At 34.1% G+C, this 18,074-nt stretch carries 21 protein-coding genes; 8 read left to right on the forward strand and 13 right to left on the reverse strand.

The window, feature by feature from the left end:
• Positions 1-20 precede the first annotated feature (20 nt).
• From purF to DZ64_RS0106390, 12 genes are all read right to left on the reverse strand, one after another.
• A complete protein-coding gene (purF, locus tag DZ64_RS0106335; protein ID WP_051430001.1) occupies positions 21-1,397 on the reverse strand; it encodes an amidophosphoribosyltransferase in 1,377 nt (458 codons plus the stop codon).
• Positions 1,398-1,399: 2 nt separating this feature from the next.
• Complete coding sequence (gene dapB, locus DZ64_RS0106340) at positions 1,400-2,167, reverse strand: 4-hydroxy-tetrahydrodipicolinate reductase (protein ID WP_024789872.1); 768 nt, start codon at positions 2,165-2,167, stop codon at positions 1,400-1,402.
• Complete coding sequence (gene trxB, locus DZ64_RS0106345; RefSeq protein WP_236618676.1) at positions 2,164-3,078, reverse strand: thioredoxin-disulfide reductase; 915 nt, start codon at positions 3,076-3,078, stop codon at positions 2,164-2,166. Before trxB ends, dapB begins: the two co-directional genes overlap by 4 nt.
• Before the next feature lie 67 nt (positions 3,079-3,145).
• Positions 3,146-3,532, reverse strand: a complete 387-nt coding sequence (locus DZ64_RS0106350; protein ID WP_024789874.1) for a hypothetical protein — start codon at positions 3,530-3,532, stop codon at positions 3,146-3,148.
• A gap of 48 nt (positions 3,533-3,580) precedes the next feature.
• Complete coding sequence (trxA, locus tag DZ64_RS0106355) at positions 3,581-3,898, reverse strand: thioredoxin (protein WP_024789875.1); 318 nt, start codon at positions 3,896-3,898, stop codon at positions 3,581-3,583.
• A 42-nt stretch (positions 3,899-3,940) separates the two neighbouring features.
• A complete protein-coding gene (locus DZ64_RS0106360; RefSeq protein WP_024787736.1) occupies positions 3,941-4,129 on the reverse strand; it encodes a hypothetical protein in 189 nt (62 codons plus the stop codon).
• Between the two features lie 15 nt (positions 4,130-4,144).
• Positions 4,145-5,611 carry an NAD(P)/FAD-dependent oxidoreductase gene (locus tag DZ64_RS0106365; RefSeq protein ID WP_024789876.1) on the reverse strand — a complete coding sequence of 489 codons (1,467 nt, stop codon included), beginning with the start codon at positions 5,609-5,611 and terminating at the stop codon, positions 4,145-4,147.
• A 248-nt stretch (positions 5,612-5,859) separates the two neighbouring features.
• Positions 5,860-7,164: a sulfide reductase gene (locus DZ64_RS0106370; protein ID WP_024789877.1), complete on the reverse strand. Its 1,305-nt coding sequence runs from the start codon at positions 7,162-7,164 to the stop codon at positions 5,860-5,862.
• Positions 7,165-7,173: 9 nt separating this feature from the next.
• Positions 7,174-7,842, reverse strand: coding sequence for a 4Fe-4S dicluster domain-containing protein (locus tag DZ64_RS0106375; protein ID WP_024789878.1), 669 nt, complete (start codon positions 7,840-7,842; stop codon positions 7,174-7,176).
• Between the two features lie 3 nt (positions 7,843-7,845).
• A complete protein-coding gene (locus DZ64_RS0106380) occupies positions 7,846-10,518 on the reverse strand; it encodes a molybdopterin-dependent oxidoreductase (RefSeq protein WP_024789879.1) in 2,673 nt (890 codons plus the stop codon).
• Positions 10,519-10,616: 98 nt separating this feature from the next.
• Positions 10,617-12,122 (reverse strand): DUF3373 family protein, encoded by a 1,506-nt coding sequence (locus DZ64_RS0106385; RefSeq protein ID WP_024787741.1) that lies wholly within the window; start codon positions 12,120-12,122, stop codon positions 10,617-10,619.
• A 108-nt stretch (positions 12,123-12,230) separates the two neighbouring features.
• Positions 12,231-12,569 carry a hypothetical protein gene (locus DZ64_RS0106390; protein WP_024787742.1) on the reverse strand — a complete coding sequence of 113 codons (339 nt, stop codon included), beginning with the start codon at positions 12,567-12,569 and terminating at the stop codon, positions 12,231-12,233.
• Between the two features lie 200 nt (positions 12,570-12,769).
• Here DZ64_RS0106390 and DZ64_RS0106395 point away from each other — a divergent pair, with 200 nt between their 5' ends.
• From DZ64_RS0106395 to DZ64_RS0106430, 8 genes are all read left to right on the forward strand, one after another.
• Positions 12,770-13,504 (forward strand): RluA family pseudouridine synthase, encoded by a 735-nt coding sequence (locus DZ64_RS0106395; RefSeq protein ID WP_024789880.1) that lies wholly within the window; start codon positions 12,770-12,772, stop codon positions 13,502-13,504.
• Positions 13,505-13,582: 78 nt separating this feature from the next.
• Positions 13,583-14,932, forward strand: coding sequence for a signal recognition particle protein (gene ffh, locus DZ64_RS0106400; RefSeq protein WP_024789881.1), 1,350 nt, complete (start codon positions 13,583-13,585; stop codon positions 14,930-14,932).
• Between the two features lie 79 nt (positions 14,933-15,011).
• Positions 15,012-15,254, forward strand: coding sequence for a 30S ribosomal protein S16 (rpsP, locus tag DZ64_RS0106405; RefSeq protein ID WP_024789882.1), 243 nt, complete (start codon positions 15,012-15,014; stop codon positions 15,252-15,254).
• Positions 15,254-15,493: a KH domain-containing protein gene (locus DZ64_RS0106410; RefSeq protein WP_024787746.1), complete on the forward strand. Its 240-nt coding sequence runs from the start codon at positions 15,254-15,256 to the stop codon at positions 15,491-15,493. The genes rpsP and DZ64_RS0106410 overlap by 1 nt, the downstream gene beginning before the upstream one ends.
• Positions 15,486-16,037, forward strand: a complete 552-nt coding sequence (rimM, locus tag DZ64_RS0106415; RefSeq protein ID WP_024789883.1) for a ribosome maturation factor RimM — start codon at positions 15,486-15,488, stop codon at positions 16,035-16,037. The genes DZ64_RS0106410 and rimM overlap by 8 nt, the downstream gene beginning before the upstream one ends.
• Positions 16,034-16,717: a tRNA (guanosine(37)-N1)-methyltransferase TrmD gene (gene trmD, locus DZ64_RS0106420; protein WP_024789884.1), complete on the forward strand. Its 684-nt coding sequence runs from the start codon at positions 16,034-16,036 to the stop codon at positions 16,715-16,717. The genes rimM and trmD overlap by 4 nt, the downstream gene beginning before the upstream one ends.
• A gap of 106 nt (positions 16,718-16,823) precedes the next feature.
• Positions 16,824-17,180, forward strand: coding sequence for a 50S ribosomal protein L19 (rplS, locus tag DZ64_RS0106425; protein ID WP_024789885.1), 357 nt, complete (start codon positions 16,824-16,826; stop codon positions 17,178-17,180).
• Positions 17,181-17,436: 256 nt separating this feature from the next.
• Entirely contained in the window at positions 17,437-17,727 is a 291-nt protein-coding gene (locus tag DZ64_RS0106430; protein ID WP_024787750.1) for a hypothetical protein, read from the forward strand.
• Here DZ64_RS0106430 and DZ64_RS13325 read toward each other — a convergent pair.
• Positions 17,717-18,010 (reverse strand): formyltransferase family protein, encoded by a 294-nt coding sequence (locus tag DZ64_RS13325; RefSeq protein WP_236618677.1) that lies wholly within the window; start codon positions 18,008-18,010, stop codon positions 17,717-17,719. The two genes, DZ64_RS0106430 and DZ64_RS13325, sit on opposite strands and share 11 nt — an antisense overlap.
• Between the last annotated feature and the right edge of the window lie 64 nt (positions 18,011-18,074).

Raw genomic sequence — 18,074 nt, forward strand, 5'->3', positions numbered from 1 at the left:
AGAAGATTTAAACTGACTAATCATATTTTGCAGTTATACGGGCAGGAAAAAGAGAAAAAATCATAAACGGGATAATTGCCGTCAAAGCAGGCAAAACAGTAATTTTCCCTTTTATCATTTATTGCTTTTATTATGCTTTCAATTGTAAGATAGGCCAGGCTGTCGGCCTCTATATATTTTCTAATTTCTTCCACACTCATTTTGCTTGCAATAAGCTCTTCTTTTGTAGGAGTGTCTACACCATAATAACAAGGTGCTATGGTTGCCGGAGCCGCTATTCTCATATGAACTTCTTTTGCACCCGCATCTCTTAGCATTCTGACTATTCTTTTGGATGTTGTCCCCCTGACGATTGAATCGTCAATTACAACAAGTCTTTTACCTTTTATTTTTTCAATAATTGGAGAGAGTTTCATTTTAACTTTTAAATTTCTTATTTCCTGAGTTGGTTCTATAAATGTTCTTCCCACGTAATGGTTTCTCATAATTCCCATTTCAAACGGAATGCCGCTTTCTTCTGAATACCCCAGAGCCGCTGCAACCCCGCTGTCTGGTACAGGAACAACCATATCGGCAACAACCGGAAGTTCTTTTGCTAATTCTCTTCCCATCTGTTTTCTTGCAAGATAAACATTTTTTCCAAAAACATCACTGTCGGGTCTTGCAAAATAGATATATTCAAAAATACACTGCTTTGGCGAAGGCTTGAAAACCATTTCGCTTTTAATTTCATTATCTTCAAAAATAATCATTTCTCCGGGTTTAATATCTCTTATAAATTCGGCATCTACCAGCTCAAATGCGCATGTCTCGCTGGCTACAATATAACCGCCTGAGCGGATTTTCCCGATAGAAAGAGGCCTGAATCCAAACGGATCCCTCAAGGCAAACATTTTATGACGGGAAAGAATAACCAGTGAAAAAGCCCCTTTTACTTTTTTAACGGCATCTGTTATTCTTTCTTTGAGAGTGTTTTTCTGATAATCTTTGGCTATAAGATGAATTAAATTTTCTGTGTCCATATTACTTTGGAAAATAGCCCCTTTTTTTATAAGTTCTTTTCTTATTTCTTTTGCATTTACCAAATTTCCGTTATGTACTATTGAAATTTCCCCAAGTCCGTATCTTGCAAATATAGGCTGGGCATCAAGTATGGAATCGTCTCCTGCGGTGGAATATCTCGTATGGCCTATTGCCATATCGCCTTTTAAAATTTTAAAATCTTCTTCTTTAAAAATCTGTGTTACAAGTCCCCTGTTTTTAACTGTTTTGATGTGACCTTTAAAACTGCTGCTGATTCCTGCCGCCTCCTGACCGCGGTGCTGCATTGAAAAAAGAGAGTAAAATGCAAGTTTGCTTGCATTTTCATTACCGTAAATACCTACTACTGAGCACATTTTTACTTCCTTAATCCCAATGCATCATTAATTGAATAAAGCCCCGGTTTTTGATTTATAAGCCATTTTGAAACTTTAATGGCGCCTCTTGCAAAGGTTTCCCTGTTTGTAGCTGTATGATTAAGTTCTAAGAATTCCCCGTCATTATAAAATCCTACAGTATGTCTTCCCACTACGTCTCCGCCACGCAAGGCAAAAACACCTATTTCATTTTTTGTTCTAGCCCCCACATGGCCGCTTCTTCCGGTAATCATTACATCTTTAAGCTCAAGTCCCCTGGCATTTGCACATGTTTTGGCTAATGTTAATGCGGTACCGCTTGGAGCGTCGACTTTATATCTGTGATGCTGTTCTACTATTTCAATATCAAAATCTTTAAGTTTTTCGCTGACCATTGCCACAAGTTTGTTTAAAATAGCAACACCTAAGCTCATATTTGTAGCATATAAAATAGGTGCTTTTTGGCTTGCCTCAATCATCAGATTTTTTTGGTGGTCATTAAGACCTGTAGTAGCGATAACAAGGGGTTTTGGATTTTCAAGAGCTGCCTCAAGAAGTTTTTGAGTTGCAATCGGTGCTGAGAAATCAATTGCTACATCAGAATTTTCAAGAAGTGTTTTTGCATCATTTGTTATTATAGTTTTTTCAGGAAATTCAACACTCTGTTTGCCTGTAAACATTACAGCTGAAAGAATGTCATCCGAATTTTTAATAATATTTACTAAAAGCTGACCCACTCTTCCGGTTGCACCAACAATTCCGTATTTCATTTATTCTCCTTTAGGTATTTTATAGCATTAATAGCCGCTGTTGCTCCATCTCCCGCTGCCGCAACAACCTGTTTGATGCTTGATTCCCTTACGTCTCCAGCCGCATATAGCCCTTTTAAACTGGTTTGCATTTTTAAATTTACTTTTACTTCTCCAAATTCGTTAAGTTCGGCTAAATCCTTTACCAGCTCATTATTTACATTCATACCTACAAATACAAATATTCCCTCGACGTTAATTTTTTCGTTTGAAGATAAAATTATACCTTCTACAAACTCATTTCCATATACTTTTTTGACGGTTTCGTTATAAATTATTTCAATATTTTCTGTATTAAAGACTTTTTTTTGAGTTGACGGGGCTGCGCGGAATTCAGAGCGTCTGTGGATTAAATATACTTTTTTTGCAATTTTGCTTAGATAGAGGGCTTCTTCCAAAGCTGTATCTCCCCCTCCTATTACGGCTACGATTCTGTCTTTATAGAAAAACCCGTCACACACTGCGCAATAACTGACGCCTTTTCCGGTATATTCTCTTTCGCCCTCAAATCCTGCTTTTCTTGGTGTGGCACCGGTTGCCAAAATTACAGCTTTTGCCGTATATTCATTCTTATGCGTTTTTATTTTCCATTTTCCATTTTCCATTATTAATTGTAATGCTTCCTCACTTTTTATCTCGCATCCGAATTTTTTTGCCTGCTCAGGCCAGCACATCATCATTTCAAGTCCGCTTTTAACTTCACACACTCCTGGGTAATTTTCTATTTCACTGCTCAAAGTTATCTGTCCTCCGGGATTTAGTTTTTCAAGAATTAGAGTTTTTGCTCCGAGTCTGCTTGCATATATTCCTGCACTTAGTCCTGCAGGTCCACCTCCGATTATAATTACATCATATTCCATTTTTTCCTCCATTTTTAACTTTTCAACTCAGCTACTTAACTTCTTGGCAACTTGGCTACTTATAACAACTCACAACTCACTATTCACTACTCACTTTTTTTAAAGGGCTGTCCTGCTTGTATAATAATTTATGATATCTTTTTATATTTACAGCAACAGGCACTTCATAAATGTTAAGATATTGTATAAGTTTAATTATAGTATTTATTCCGGCTGTTGTATAGATAATATTTGGATAATTTTTGCGTTTTTGATAAATATCTACTACTAAAATAGGGTAATGTGTTTTTATGTGTTTTATTAAATTTTTGAGATTGTTCATACGTGAGCTGAAAATAAGCAAAGTATATTCGTTTTTTTTGGGTATAAAAATATCATTTTTGGTATAAAGTATAATATTTTCAAAATTAACAAATTTATATTCACTGAATTTATATTTATAGTAGAAAAAAAAAGCAGCTACCATTAATGCTCCGAAAAAGGAGCTGAATGTATAGAAGAATTTACTTTTCAATTAAAGAAGCGAATTAATTTTTTCTTCGTACATAGCTTTTGGTGCAGCACCTATCATTGCATCGACAACTTCACCGTTTTTTATAAATAAAACTGTTGGAATACTTCTGATTCCAAATTGAATAGCAAGTTCTTGTTGTTCATCTGTATTGATTTTACCTACTGCTACGCCTTTGTCTTTATATTCTTCGCTTAATTCTTCAATAATAGGAGCAACCATTCTACAAGGTCCGCACCAAGGCGCCCAAAAATCTACTACAACTAATTTATTGTTTTTTACAGTTTCTTCAAAATTTTCTTTAGTAATTTCTAATGCCATTTTAATCCTTTTTTTATTGAATTATACCCAAAATTTTATTAATTACCCATTAACAGAGGCTGTTTTTTTAAATTTTAACGATAAAATAACAAATCTTACAAACTGCCAAATTATACATTTTCTTTTCCATCTCTCAAAAGGCGTCGGATACATTCCAAATTTAGTTTCATCATATGCTCTTTTTTCCCATTCTTTTATTTTTAATCCTATTTGAGGACTTCTAATTGCCATTTTTTCTCCTTAATTTTAATCTGGAATCAAATACCAAAAAGGTTTTGCTTTCGCTTTGTATAAAAACAGATAATGCATGAGCCACTTAAACCAGTGACCGGCACTTCCTACTTCACCTATTGTATATTTAATATCTCTTCCAAAATCCGGATATTTTTTGAAATCTGGTATTGTAGGATAAACAGACATACTTCCTGCAATTCCCCTAAATCCGTAATTTATGGAAACGACGCATATACTTGCAAGTTCTGCCATACTTGCTTTATGTCTGAAACTTGGTTTTCCTTCGAGAATCCATTCTGCTATATTAAGAGCTGTTGCGTGGGCCATAACAGCGCTTGGCATACCTGTTCTTGGAGGTGCTGGTGTCAACGGACGGCCTGATTTAGTTTTATTTGGCATTGAAATTGGATGAGGAGGAGCGAATGCAATACCTACTGCAAATATGTTTTCATATGTCGGATTTTGAAGTTTTTTTGGCCAGTCTTCACCACTCCATTCATGATACGGTTTTTGCCCGCTTGAATAATCTGCATCTACTATCATTAATCCGTTTGGTTTAAATAGTTTATCTGTATAATCTTCCTCGTTTGGACCAACAGCTGTAATTCCTACACCGCTAAACGGAGGAATAAGCATTGCAAAATCATATTCGACTGTTTTTTCTTCACCTTCATATGTCTCATAATATACTTTGCCTCTCTCTATCTTATAAACACTTGCTCTTTTAATCCAGTCAACCCCATATTCACTAAACATAGAACGAATTATGTTATTTGTATGTGTGATATAACCATTATTTTTAACATATGCGCCGCCAAGGCCCAAATCACCTAAATCCATTTCATTAGTAATATAAGTAACATCTATATAATCCATTAAATCCAAATCATATATTAAGGATGCCACATTCATTGTATATTCAACCGCTGCCCCCTGACAAGTACAGCCACCATGTCCTAAACCAATTAATACTTTTTGTTTTTGTCCTTTTTTTGCTTTTTCTATAACTTTTTGAAGCTCTTTCCAAGCGTGAGCCGCGTGGTCGAAGCTGCATATAGATGTAGTGTTTCCTGTATCCGGCCCAAGCCCGGGAGTGGCTGAAAAATTTAATTTTGGACCTGTAGCGTTAATTAAATAGTCATAATAAACTTTTTCTTTTTCTCCAGCTCTAATCCCACTTACATATTCAATTGTTACATAGGGTTTGTTTTCTCCAGCATCACCTTCAGGATGAATAGTAAGTGCTTTTGCCTGTTTAAAATCTACCCCAAATCTGTCATAAACAGGTTTTAATTCAAAATATACCTGTTCAGGTTTCATAGCACCTATTCCGACCCAGATATTTGAAGGAACCCACTGGTATTTTGAATTCGGGGAAATTACTATAATTTCAGCTTTGTTTTTCAGTTTTCTTTTTAAATTTAAAACTGTCGTATGCCCTGAAATACCTGCCCCTAAAATAACTATTTTTGGTTTCATTTTTAACCTTTTTTATTTTTTTATGCTTAATTATAACTCAAATATCTAATTTAAGATAATTTTTATCTTTATTTAATTAAAAGTTATTAAAAACTATAATCTGAAATTATTGACTATAAAGGTGACAGGCACAACTTTTAATTAGAAATTATAAATGTTAAATTATAAATTAAAAAAATAAAAATTAATTTAACATTTGAAATTTAACATTTATAATTATATTAGGTTTTGCCCAAAAGGGCAGGGAGTTAATGATGTTCGTAAGAATCTGTTACGTTTCTTATATCGAATATTTTATCAAGCAATGCAAAAATTGCTATGCCTATACCGAGACATCCTATAATTATCATCCATTCCATTGAATGAGGGGCAATATATGCATATGGGGTAATTGCGTCTAACTGGTAAACACTGTTTGCCTGATATCCGAGTCCGTCAACCCTTGCACTCATAGGAACAATATTACCGCCGAAAATAAATGCCTGTCTCATTAAAAATGCGCCTATAACTGCAGAAATGCCGCCTATTAATACAGCACCTTTACTCTTTGAAAAAAACAGGATAAAAGGAATTACAATACCTAAAATCAGCCATCCCCAATACATCCAGCTGATAGGGCTGCCTTTAATCATTAAATTTACCCATTTAGGATCTACCAACATAAAATCTGTTATTTCATAAATAGCGGCCAAAACTGTTAAAACAATCCCTGTTTTTGCTGCAATTTTAATAAAGTCGTCAAAATAAGGTTTTTCTCTTAATCCTAAAAATGCAAAAATAATTGCTCCGCCTATTCCTGTGATTCCACCTGTAATTAGGAAATAAATCCAAAGCTGAGGAATATCAGTCCATAAATGTCTTGGTGTGTTTTGGTTAAATAATAAACCTTGGATATAAAATTCTCCCAAGTCAATACATAAACTTAATATAACCAAAATTAACGCAAGTTTTTTCGCCAAATCTCTTTTGGATGTAATTAAGAAATAAATTTCAATAAATGTAAACGGTATATAAATACTGTATAAAGGCAGCATTAACCACATACCCGCCTGAGGCTGAGGATTTAAAACCATCCAGTAAATATGTAATAAGTTACCTAAGTCGCTTGCGATAGAAATTAATCCGCCAAAAACCATTGAAATACCGAAAGTCATCATAGCGGCTGCTACTTTTGGAGCAACTTTTACATGGAAAAGTTCTCCCAATGCAGTTAAGAAAATCAAGGCGCTTCCGCCGTAAAGCAGATAAACATACTGAGTTACAAATACGCCCCAAGGTTCCGCTTTGTTTACTTCTTCTATTTCCGGTAGATTAAAAATCTGCTCTTTCAAAGCAATAGCGGCATGTTTCAGTGCTTCCGGGTCACCTCCGGCTGCCACCATTCCTGCCTGGGAAATAAAATCGTGAAAATATCTTAAATGAAACAGTTCATACCAGCCTACCAAACCTATCGCTATTAAAACATATGCAATAAGCATTACTTTGTTAAAAAATAATTCTGTAAAACTGACTCTATTTATATTTAATCCGCAACAATTAATATAATTTTTCATAGCAGCTCCTTACGCTTTTTTCCACTCAGGTTTTTTAGCCTGAGTTGCAGCTTCATATAACGGTTTAATTTCATCCCATGTGTGTGTTTTAACATCACCCAATGTTCTTTTTGCGTATTCTTTATTTTCCGGTACAAGATAAAATAATTTAGGAAGCGTGCCTTCTTCTTCTTTTAAGAAGAAAAATTCTCTTTGTTTTAAAAGTTTTACCAAATCGGAATCTTCATCTTCCAAATCACCGAATGTTCTAACTTTGGTAGGACATGTCGCACTACAGGCGGTTGTTCCGTATTCCTGGATTCTTCCGTCGCAGAATGTACATTTGTCAACTGCGTGTTTTGTCTCATCCACAAATCTTGCGCCGTAAGGGCAGGCTTCCATACAACCTTTACATAAAATACACATGGAAGGGTCTACTTTAACAAGTCCCCCTTCTGCATAATGGCTTGCCCCTGTAGGACATACAGTTACACATGGTGCGTCAATACAGTGATTACATTGAGACGGATAAAAATTTAAAAACGCGTCAGCGAGTGTTTTTCCGCCTTCTACAATACCAACCCATATTCTTTGTTTATCAGCTCCTAACATTACTCCGTTTTCGTCTTTACATGCCACTTCACATGCTCTACAGTCTATACAGTTTTGATATTCAAGTGCAATTGCATAATTTGCCATGGCTTACACCTTTCTTATTTTTACAAGAGTTTCGTTCATACTTGCGGAACCAAGAATTGGATCAATTGCGTTTTCACAAATCATAGCCTGGGATATACCGTTTTTGTATCCAAGTGTCATCATTGGAGACTGAGATCCAAACCCTGTTGCGATAAACGCCGTATCTTTTCTGATTCTTTTTGTAGGATAAACTTTGGCTCTTACTTTTTTACCCTGTTCGCTTGTAAGTTCCACTTCATCCTTGAATTTAAGCCCCATTTCTTTTGCAAGTTCATCATTTATCCACATATAATTATAATTCATTAAATCAAGCAGTAAATAGTTGTTTGAATGAAAACTTTGAGTAAAATATGCGTGTCTTCCGACTACCACCCTCACTTCTTTTTCATTGGTGTTTGGAGCTTTATATAAGCTGTCTCTCCACATAGGAAACATTCTTAAAGTTTCTATTTTACCGTTTATAGGATTTGTGAATTTTTTACCTTCCAATCCTTTTAAGGCTACTTTAATATATTTTCCTTTTTTAGGGACAATATAATAATCTTTCGGAAGAGTGGTAAATTTTTGATAAACAGTTTCAGCTAATTCATTTTTATTTTGAGTATCTTTTTTGAATGCTTTTAAATGTTCATCCAAAATACCTGATTTAACTGCATTTTCTATTCCAGGCCAGTAAACCCCCCATTCTTTTGCTATTTTGGCGGCTTCTTCTCCGTATAGTTCCTTCATTGTTTCTTCGTTATACTCAGAAACAGTTTTATCATAAGCCGCTGTTAATCTGAATGTTTCAATTCCCAAATCATCATCGCTCGCATGCTCTAAAATCGCTTTTAGAAGTTTTTCATCTTTAATATCTGCTTTTAATTTTGTTTTATCTATTTTAAAATCATCTGTTAAATATTTGGTTAAATCAAAGTTTTTTGGAAGTTTTACTCCAAAACCGCCTTCGTCCCAGGTATATTTAAATGTAATTGCCGCAAAAGGCTTTTCTATTCTTTTTGAAAGTTCTTTGCACATAAAATATATATCCTGAGCGTATCCTCTAGGTTCGACTCCCTGGCTTCTCCAGGTAATGTAAGGTTCTATTGTATTAAACATTTTTAAAGGGGATTCTCTTTCTACATAAACGGTATCCGGCAAGATTACGTCTGCATAAAGAGCTGTATCGGTTCCCTGAATGTCAATTACAACCACCAAATCCATTGTTTCATACATTTTGGCGGTTTTTTCATAATCAGGAACCGATTGAAGCGGATTTTGTTTATAATGGAATGCCGCTCTTACAGGATATTCATTATCAGCTAATTTTTCGCCTTTTTTCCATTTTGTATTAACTTCCAAAATAGTGTCTCTAATGATAGGCCAGCTACCTTTTTGAGGGTTGCCCAATGGATATGTGTTTGGTTTTAAGCAGGCAATATCAATTCTTGTTTTTGCGTTATCATAAATAGGAAAATCCTCATATTCATAGCTTTCAAATTTTAATCCTCTTCCAAGAATAATTCCGCCCGGTCTGTTAACGCATCCGTGAATTGAATTGAAAATCGCCTGAGCACGTCTAAAATCAAAATCCTGATAATACCAGGTAGATTTTCTGCTTCTGTAGCAGTTTGCGGCACCTTTATATTTTTCAGCCGCATCTGAAAATTCTTTTGTAATTCTTCTGATTGTAGAAGCAGGAATTTCAGTTATTTTTTCAGCCCATTCAGGAGTATATTTGGCACCTTCACCCGTTGTAAAGAATTTTTCAAGTTCTTCAACTCCGGTAACATATTTTTTAATATAATCAGCCTTATAAGGAGTTTTATGAAAACCTTTATTAATGCTTTCATGAATCATTGCAAGGATTAAAGCACCGTCGGTTCCAGGTTTGATAGGAATAAATTCATCAGCCTGGGCAGCTGTATTAGTGTATCTTACATCAACATACACGATTTTTTCAATTCCTCTTTTGTGTGTTCTTTTAAACATATCAAGAGTATCCGGGGTTACAATTCCCTCAGCCCTGTTTGCTCCTAAGTTCAAAAGATATTTTGTGTTTCTGAAATCTCCCTGTCCCCAACTTCCAAATGTTAAGCTGTTTGCTATAAATGAAGGCGCAAAACATGTTGAAAAGTGGTCAATAAAATTGGCAGTACCGATTCCGTTTACCAAGTTCATTATAATTGGTTCATCAACTACCCCTGATGTTGCACCGACACCGAAAAGGAATGTGCTTCTGTTATCTTTTTCCTCATCAAGTATTTTAATCATTTTTTTAGCAATATAATCAAGCGCTTCATCCCAAGAGGCTTTTCTAAATTTACCTTCACCTCTTTTCCCAACCCTGATTAAAGGTGTTGTAATTCTATCCGGGTCGTATTCTTCCGCAATTCCCGCATTACCCCTTGCACACATAAAATTTCTGCTTTTTGGATAAAGCGGATTCGGGTCTATTTTTGTTACCTTCCCATCAACGTTTCTAACAATTACCCCGCACATGTTTACGCACATACCGCAAACATTGGGGGTAAATTTTGCGTTTTTAATATCTTCTTCTTTCTTTTCTTTTTCGTTTAAACCTTCTTCATAAGGTCCAAAAGCAAATGCTGATGAGCCGGTTACCGCTACACCTGCTGCCGCAGCTGCTGAACCTTTCAGGAAGCTCCTTCTTTTTAAATCAACAATTTCAGACATTGATTCTCCTTTTAGAAATTTACGTAGTAATTGTAGCATAGTATTGAAAAAAATATATATCCCGAAGAGGGATATAAGAGAAAATTATCTTAATTTAATTAAAAGTTATATCTGATATAAGCTCTTATGTCTTTAGCTTTTTTAACATAACTGAACATTGTGTTATCTGGGTTACCCATATCACCAAAGAATGCATCACTTCCAGGATGATTGTATTTAATGTATGTATATCTTAACTGTGCTGTTAGATGAGGAATAATCTGATGATTGTAATATACATCAAAAGCGTGTCCTCTAACTGCTGCAATGCTTCCGGCTAATGTATCTTCTCCGTAAGTAAAGCTTCTCCAGTATTTGCTTCCGTTTACATAAGATAGACCGAATCTGTCGTTATCTGCAAATCCCGGCATATCAGCACCTACCCAGATACTGTGACCTGTTCTTTTTTTATCTGAACCAAGCATAGTTTGTCCGGATTTAGGTCTTGTTTCTGAAAATGCCCAAGAAACAAATGCTGTAGTGTTGTCAAGAAAATCGCTTATCCCGTCACCGATTCCTTGAGCCGCAAATACGGCGTTTTCACCGAAATAATTTCCTAATGTTGCCATGTCAGCAACAAATGTACTAGGACCTGTGAAAGCCATTTTAAAACCTTGAAGGTTAAACGCCCAGACTGTTTCTGTTTTTAATGAATATTGTCCGTCGTCATAAGGAATTAATAAAAATCCTCCAAAATCTGCATGATGAGCATTACCTTTTGTATAATCAGGTTGAGTGTTGTTTAATGACCATTTTCCGTTAGAAGCGGTATAACCTCTTCCCAAACAGAATTTAATCCATGTTCCCCAATCAGCAAATTTATCTGATAGTTTAGAGAATAATGAGTTTCCAACTTCAAAACTGAATCCGTCAAATTCCATATTGATTAAATGTCCAAGCGGACTGTTTGCATTGTCTTCGTCAACTAAATTAGCTGGAAATCCCTGAGTCGCCGGTCTTCTACCCGCACTGAACATTAATCCGTTATCCGGACCAAACCAGTAATTAAAGAAAGCTTCTTTGATTCTGATATTTGCATCGTCAGGTGTTTCATTTACTACCCAGTCAACATTTTGGAAAGGTTGATTCATGCTGTTAATTGAAGTCATACCAAATACTTTATTGGCTTCGACTCTTACAGTTGCTTTTAAATTATCTGCGGGTTTGTATACACCTGTTAGGATAATTCTGTTTTGTAAAACCTGACCAATATGATCTTTTTTGTCAGTTTGTCCTGTAACTACACCAGCAAATTGATGTCCGCTTTGTCCTGTCATATCTGGTCCAACATTATATGTTAATCCGGCTGTTGTTTGTTTGTTAAGATAATCGAATGCCGTTCTTAAATCGAATCCCCAGAATAGATGAGAGTTTGCTACCACAGGCGATACTTTTTTATAGTATCTGCTGTTTTGTTCGTCAACTTTTTTTTCAACTTTTTGCTGGCTGGTTTTTAACTGATTTAATTGTTGCTGTAAAAGCTCAATTTGTTTTTGTAACTGCTCAACCGTAGGCTGTGCGAAAAGTCCTGCTACAACTGAAGCTGAAAGTAAAAATTTTTTCATTTTTTTCTCCTTTGATTTTTTAATTTAATTTCGCATTTTTTTAGTCAGTGCAAATTATAACAAATTTAATGTAATTGTCTACCTCTCCCGGAGGTATTTTTTTTAAAGTCATCCGGGAGGTATTCTTCCCTGCAGTATTTGGGTGAAGAATACTTTTAAATAAGGGAGTTTGCCTTTTTCAATTATCTTTTGCATTCCTTTAGCAGCTTTTGGGTTCAATGTTTTTAGCTTTTCTAAAAAAGGTTTTGCGTTATCGGCAAACAATTCATTTAACTGATCTGGTGTGACAACATTTAATTTTTTTAACAGCTCCGGCGCTTTTAATGTATGGCCGCCCGAATGTTTGATGTATCTTATGTATGCTCTGTAACCCGCTGTATAAGCGTTGATTGCATAAGCAAAAGATACAAGCATAATTGCACTGACTAAAATTTTAGAAAATTTCATAATCCGCCTTTAATGAATAAATGTTCATTTGCAAGTAGAATGATACATCATTTTTCCTTAAAGTTTGCTTAAAATAAAAAAAATTTATAACAAATTTAACAAATTTTTGCTAAATAAATGAAATTTGGAGATTTTTGTATGATTTTTCAATCCTTTTATTAATATTAGAATATGATATAATTTTATAAAAAAGGCAGTTATTGAAAGAAAAAGCGTATATACTCTTGGCAAAACAGGAAAACATATCAAATAGAAAGGCCAAAGAGCTGATTGACAGGGGTTTGGTTTATGCAAGAGAAAAAAAAATAAAGATAGCAAGAGGGCTGGTGCCTACAAATATAAAATTTAAAATTATCAATATTCCTGATATAAGAAAAATTTATGAGGATAAAAATATAGTGGTAGTTGACAAACCCCCGTTTATTACGAGCGAAGAAATTTCTCAAAAATTCAAACAGCCGCTTTTGCACAGGCTTGATAAGCAAACAAGCGGTATTCTTGTAATGGTAAAAAATAAAGAGTTTAGAAAACGGGCCATTGAAGAATTTAGAAATAAAAATGTTTATAAAGAATATATCGCATGGGTGGAAGGTATAATCGCCCAAAATGACATTATAAATCTTCCTATTGAAATTATTAAGACAAAATCGGCGTCTTTTGCTAAAATTTCAAGGGAAGGTGAAGAGGCGGTTACCCAAATTGAGCCGATTCTGGCATTCAGGACAAAGTCTAAAATAAAAGCCGTTATCCATACAGGAAGAACACATCAGATAAGGGCTCATTTAAAAGCGATTGAACATCCTATTATAGGAGATGTGAAATACGGGGGAAAAGAATATACCAGAGTAATGCTTCACCACCATAAATTTAAACTGTTTGATTATGAATTTATTTCACCAGAGCCAGATGATTTTAAAATGCAGGAAGAAAAGTAATCAATTGAAAATGGAAAATTAAAAATTAGTTTTATTGTTACTATTTTTTTACAACTCAATAAAATATAAAGGAGAATAATGTTTGGTAAAATAAGTGAAGGTTTTAGAAATGCAATTAATAAAATCAAGCTTAAAGATGATGAGAAATCTTTAAAAAGAGCATTAGATGAACTTAAAAAAAACCTGTTAAAAGCGGATGTTCATTTTAAAACGGTAAAAGACTTAATTAAAAAAGTGGAAATTGAAACTAAAAGAAAAGGTATAGGAAAAGCCAATTTTTTAATGGCGCTTGAAAATTCGTTAAGTGAAATTTTAAAAGCCCCGGGAAATTTCGGATTTGTATTTTCCCCCAAACCTCCTACTGTTGTAATGATGACAGGACTTCAGGGTAGCGGTAAAACAACCACAACCGCAAAATTAGCATATTATCTTAAAACATTTAAAAAGAAAAAAGTGTTAATGGTTGCGGCCGATTTACAAAGACTTGCAGCGGTTGAACAGCTTAAGCAGTTAGCCGAGGCAAACGGGCTCGATATTTATTATGACGAAAGTGCAAAAGACGCTGTAGAAGTTGCAAAAAAAGGCGTTGAATTTGCTAAAAGTAAATATTATGATGTTGTGCTTATAGATACGGCAGGACGGCTTGCTATTGATGAAGAGCTTATGAGCGAACTTGTTAAAATGAAAAAAGAGGTTAATCCGGATGAAATTTTTTACGTAGCCGATTCGCTCACGGGTAAAGATGCAATAAATACCGCCAAAACTTTTGATGAAAAACTTGATATAACAGGGGTAATTTTAACCAAATACGATGGTGACAGCAAAGGCGGTGTCGCACTAAGTATTGCCCATCAGGTCCATAAACCTCTAAGATTTTTGGGAACCGGGGAAAAAATAGCGGATTTGGAAGTGTTTATGCCCGAGAGGATTGTAAACAGGTTATTAGGAGCCGGGGATATAGAAGGGCTTGTTGAAAAAACGGCCGCTATAATGGATGAAAAAGAAGCCAAAAAAATATCCAAAAAAATTAAAAAAGGCGAATTTAATTACGAAGATTTTATAAAGCAGCTTGAACAGATTAAAAAGCTCGGGAGTATGAAAAACCTGCTTTCAATGATTCCCGGAATGGGCGGAATGTTAAAACAGTTAGGAGAAATTGACCTTGAAAATTCTGATGAAATTAAAAAAATAAAAGCCATGGTAAATTCCATGACCCCAAAAGAGAGAACCAATCCGAAATTACTAAAAGAGAGTGCAAGCAGAAGAAGAAGGATTGCGAGCGGAGCAGGACTTAGCGTACAGGAAGTAAACAGAATCAATAAACAGTTTCAGAATGCGGCAAAAATGGCAAAAAAATTTGCCGGTAAGAAAATTCCAAATATGAATGAGCTTATGAATATGACAAAAGGCTTGAATTTTCCAAAATAATGTATTAAAATTTCACATTATTTTTAATGGGTCGGTTTGGGCGGGATAAAAAATAAATAAATAAACTAAGGAGATACACGTGGTAAAAATCAGACTTGCAAGATTTGGTAGAAAAAAAAGACCTTTTTACAGAATAGTTGTAACAGATTCAAAAAAAAGAAGAGATTCAGGATGGATAGAATCAGTAGGATATTATAATCCTTTAACTGAACCAGCAACAGTAAAAATGGATTTAGAGAGGGTAAATTATTGGATTGGTGTAGGTGCTAAAATGAGTGAAAGAGTTGCTAAACTAAAAAAAATAGCTGAAGAAAACGCTTAATGGTTGAATCTTTTGTAAGGGAATATGCCAAACTTTTGGCATTTGAACCTGATGTAATTAAAAGTGAAATTGTGCCGCATAGTGATTTTGATGAAATTATAATTTATGCAAAAAAAGCCGATGTGGGCAGAATAATAGGTAAAGACGGGGCAATGGTAAAAGCTATAAAAACCGTTATAAGCGGCTGCAGGGCAAAAGAAGATAAAAATTATAAAATTACACTAAAAGCATATGAATAAAAAAATTCCAATTGCAAAAATTGGAAAAACTTACGGGGTGAAGGGATGGCAGAAACTTCACCTCCTAACCGACTTTCCGGAGCAGTTCAAACCTAATGCTACATTTGAATCCGACAGAATTGATTTAACCATAGAAAAAATAGATATAAAAAGAAATCTGGTTAAATTTAAAGGCATAAATACACCCGAAGAAGCCAAGAAACTTATTAACAGAGTCCTTTATACCACTTCTGAAAAAACAAAAGAAGAAATAAAATTAAAAGAAAACGAATATTTCTGGTTTGAAATTATTGGATGTGAAGTAATGGAAAATATTGAGAATCTCCAAGTTGGAAGTTCCAAGTTCCAAGTTTTAGGAAAAGTGGTTGAAATAGAAAGGGTAGATGTAGATTATTTAATAATTAAAACCGATGAATCTCTGGTAAATAAAGGTTATCCAAAAAGATTTTTAATTGATTTTAAAAGAAATGTGGAAAATGTGGATGTTGAAAATAAAAAAATTTATGCTAAAGGTGCAATAGATATTCTTGAAAGTCTTAAATGAAAATTGTTTTTGTTACTCTTTTCCCCGATTTAATAAAACCTTATTTTGAAGATTCTATTTTAAAAAAAGCATTAGAAAAATCTATTTTTGAAATAGAATTTGTAAATTTCAGAGAATTTGCCGAAAACATACATATGCATATAGACACTCCTCCGGCAGGTGGTGGGGCCGGAATGGTTATTGATAATATTGCCCTAAGGGGATGTTTAAATTTTTTAAAAAATAAATACCAAAATGCAAAAACTATTTTTTTAACTCCCGTTGGAAAAGTCTATAATCAAAAAGATGCTAAGCGTTTCAGTTATGAGAATGTTTTAATATTGGTTTCCGGAAGATATGAGGGATTTGATGAAAGGCTTATTGAAGATTTTGCGGATGAGGTAATAAGTGTTGGTGATTTTATATTAACAGGAGGAGAACTTGGTGCTCTGATAATAGCGGACAGTGTTTTAAGAAATATTAAGGGAGTTTTAGGAAACAGTGAAAGTTTAGTTGAAGAGAGTTTTAATAATAATCTGCTTGAAGCCCCCCAATTTTCAAAAACAGGTAAAATTCCGGAAATTTTAAAAAGTGGAAATCATAAAAAAATAAAAGAGTGGAAAGAAAAAACATCGCTTTTTAAAACTAAATTTCACAGACCGGACTTATTTCAAATAAATAATGAAAAATTGAAAATGTAAAATTAATGTTTAGAATTTAATTTGTTTTTTTGTTAATTTTTGATATAATTACGCTTCAAAATAAGTGTGGATGCCCTAAGCGGCCAATGGCACAAAGGAGAAAATAATGAGAAACAGATACATCGAGGCTTTTGAAGCTAAACAAATTGAAGGAAAAAATGTTCCTGAATTCAGACCCGGAGACACTGTAAGGGTTGCGGTTGAAATTAAAGAAGGCGATAAAAAAAGAATTCAAAATTTTGAAGGTGTGGTAATTGCAATTAAAGGCACCGGGGCAGGCAAAACATTTACCGTGAGAAAAATCGGTGCAAACAATATCGGAGTGGAAAGAATTTTTCCATTTTACAGCGAAAGTATTGCCGGTATCGAAGTGGTAAGAAAAGGTAGAGTCAGAAGGGCAAAACTTTATTATTTAAGAGAAAAAACTGGTAAACAAGCTAGAATTAAAGAAAGAAGAGATTAATCTCTTTCTTTTTTGTAATAAATATAGTGACAGACACTGTTAATAATGTTAAATTGTGAATGTTGAGTTCTGAATTAGAGATTTTTGAATATTTTTTTAATTTAATATTTAATTCAACATTTATAATTCAACATTCAACATTTATAATTCAACATTCATAATTCATAATTTTTATACGGGCACTTTTTTAACACTTTGTTTTATTAAAATAATAAAAAAAATATATTTTGATATAATTTTTAAAAAAAGGCAGAGGATGAGAGATTATAATGAACAGATTTTAAGTTTTGGGGAAATTCAAGAGCCTCATGAATGTATTACAATTGCATACGGAAGCGTAAGGGTGGAGCAGGCAAGAATGTATGATGATGTATTGCCTACCGATGCTTTTAAACAGGTTATTATAATGCTTCAGGAACAGGCTAAAGAAATGGAAGCTGACGGGGTAAAAAATATTACTGTCACCATCACTCCTTCTAAAAATAAAGAGGGAATAGATGTACTTGATTATTATTCAATGGGGACTCTAATAAAACTTAAAGATTGATTCTCTCAACAACATCAGGTAAAAAAGTCCATTCGGCTTTTTTTAATTCTTTATGATATTCTTCGTAAGTTTTAAATTTATAAGGATTTATGTGATATTGTAAAATAATATCGCCGCTGTCAAGCTCTTCTGATGCAAAATGTATTGTTATACCGCATGCTTTTTTTGCCTCGAAGGAGAGTTTTTCTGCATTTAAACCTTTGAAATTCGGTAAAATGCTTGGATGTAAATTTATTATTTTGTCCTTGAATTCATTGATTATAAAAGAAGGTACAATTTTCATAAATCCGGCAAGCACTATTAAATCGGGATTTAAATTTTTAAGGTGTCCTAAAATTTCATTAAAA

The sequence above is a fragment of the Lebetimonas sp. JH292 genome (genome assembly GCF_000523275.1).
Classification (GTDB): Bacteria; Campylobacterota; Campylobacteria; order Campylobacterales; family Nautiliaceae; genus Lebetimonas.

What these genes read in the sequence shown, in the direction of transcription:
- rimM (WP_024789883.1), top strand. Translation starts at nt 15,486, where the DNA reads ATGAATAAAAAAATTCCAATTGCAAAAATTGGAAAAACTTACGGGGTG.
- trmD (WP_024789884.1), top strand. Translation starts at nt 16,034, where the DNA reads ATGAAAATTGTTTTTGTTACTCTTTTCCCCGATTTAATAAAACCTTAT.
- DZ64_RS0106380 (WP_024789879.1), bottom strand. Translation starts at nt 10,518, where the DNA reads ATGTCTGAAATTGTTGATTTAAAAAGAAGGAGCTTCCTGAAAGGTTCA.
- DZ64_RS0106410 (WP_024787746.1), top strand. Translation starts at nt 15,254, where the DNA reads ATGGTTGAATCTTTTGTAAGGGAATATGCCAAACTTTTGGCATTTGAA.
- purF (WP_051430001.1), bottom strand. Translation starts at nt 1,397, where the DNA reads ATGTGCTCAGTAGTAGGTATTTACGGTAATGAAAATGCAAGCAAACTT.
- trxB (WP_236618676.1), bottom strand. Translation starts at nt 3,078, where the DNA reads ATGGAGGAAAAAATGGAATATGATGTAATTATAATCGGAGGTGGACCT.
- DZ64_RS0106370 (WP_024789877.1), bottom strand. Translation starts at nt 7,164, where the DNA reads ATGAAAAATTATATTAATTGTTGCGGATTAAATATAAATAGAGTCAGT.
- DZ64_RS13325 (WP_236618677.1), bottom strand. Translation starts at nt 18,010, where the DNA reads ATGAAAATTGTACCTTCTTTTATAATCAATGAATTCAAGGACAAAATA.
- dapB (WP_024789872.1), bottom strand. Translation starts at nt 2,167, where the DNA reads ATGAAATACGGAATTGTTGGTGCAACCGGAAGAGTGGGTCAGCTTTTA.
- DZ64_RS0106350 (WP_024789874.1), bottom strand. Translation starts at nt 3,532, where the DNA reads ATGGTAGCTGCTTTTTTTTTCTACTATAAATATAAATTCAGTGAATAT.
- DZ64_RS0106375 (WP_024789878.1), bottom strand. Translation starts at nt 7,842, where the DNA reads ATGGCAAATTATGCAATTGCACTTGAATATCAAAACTGTATAGACTGT.
- DZ64_RS0106360 (WP_024787736.1), bottom strand. Translation starts at nt 4,129, where the DNA reads ATGGCAATTAGAAGTCCTCAAATAGGATTAAAAATAAAAGAATGGGAA.
- DZ64_RS0106390 (WP_024787742.1), bottom strand. Translation starts at nt 12,569, where the DNA reads ATGAAATTTTCTAAAATTTTAGTCAGTGCAATTATGCTTGTATCTTTT.
- rplS (WP_024789885.1), top strand. Translation starts at nt 16,824, where the DNA reads ATGAGAAACAGATACATCGAGGCTTTTGAAGCTAAACAAATTGAAGGA.
- DZ64_RS0106430 (WP_024787750.1), top strand. Translation starts at nt 17,437, where the DNA reads ATGAGAGATTATAATGAACAGATTTTAAGTTTTGGGGAAATTCAAGAG.
- DZ64_RS0106385 (WP_024787741.1), bottom strand. Translation starts at nt 12,122, where the DNA reads ATGAAAAAATTTTTACTTTCAGCTTCAGTTGTAGCAGGACTTTTCGCA.
- DZ64_RS0106365 (WP_024789876.1), bottom strand. Translation starts at nt 5,611, where the DNA reads ATGAAACCAAAAATAGTTATTTTAGGGGCAGGTATTTCAGGGCATACG.
- ffh (WP_024789881.1), top strand. Translation starts at nt 13,583, where the DNA reads ATGTTTGGTAAAATAAGTGAAGGTTTTAGAAATGCAATTAATAAAATC.
- trxA (WP_024789875.1), bottom strand. Translation starts at nt 3,898, where the DNA reads ATGGCATTAGAAATTACTAAAGAAAATTTTGAAGAAACTGTAAAAAAC.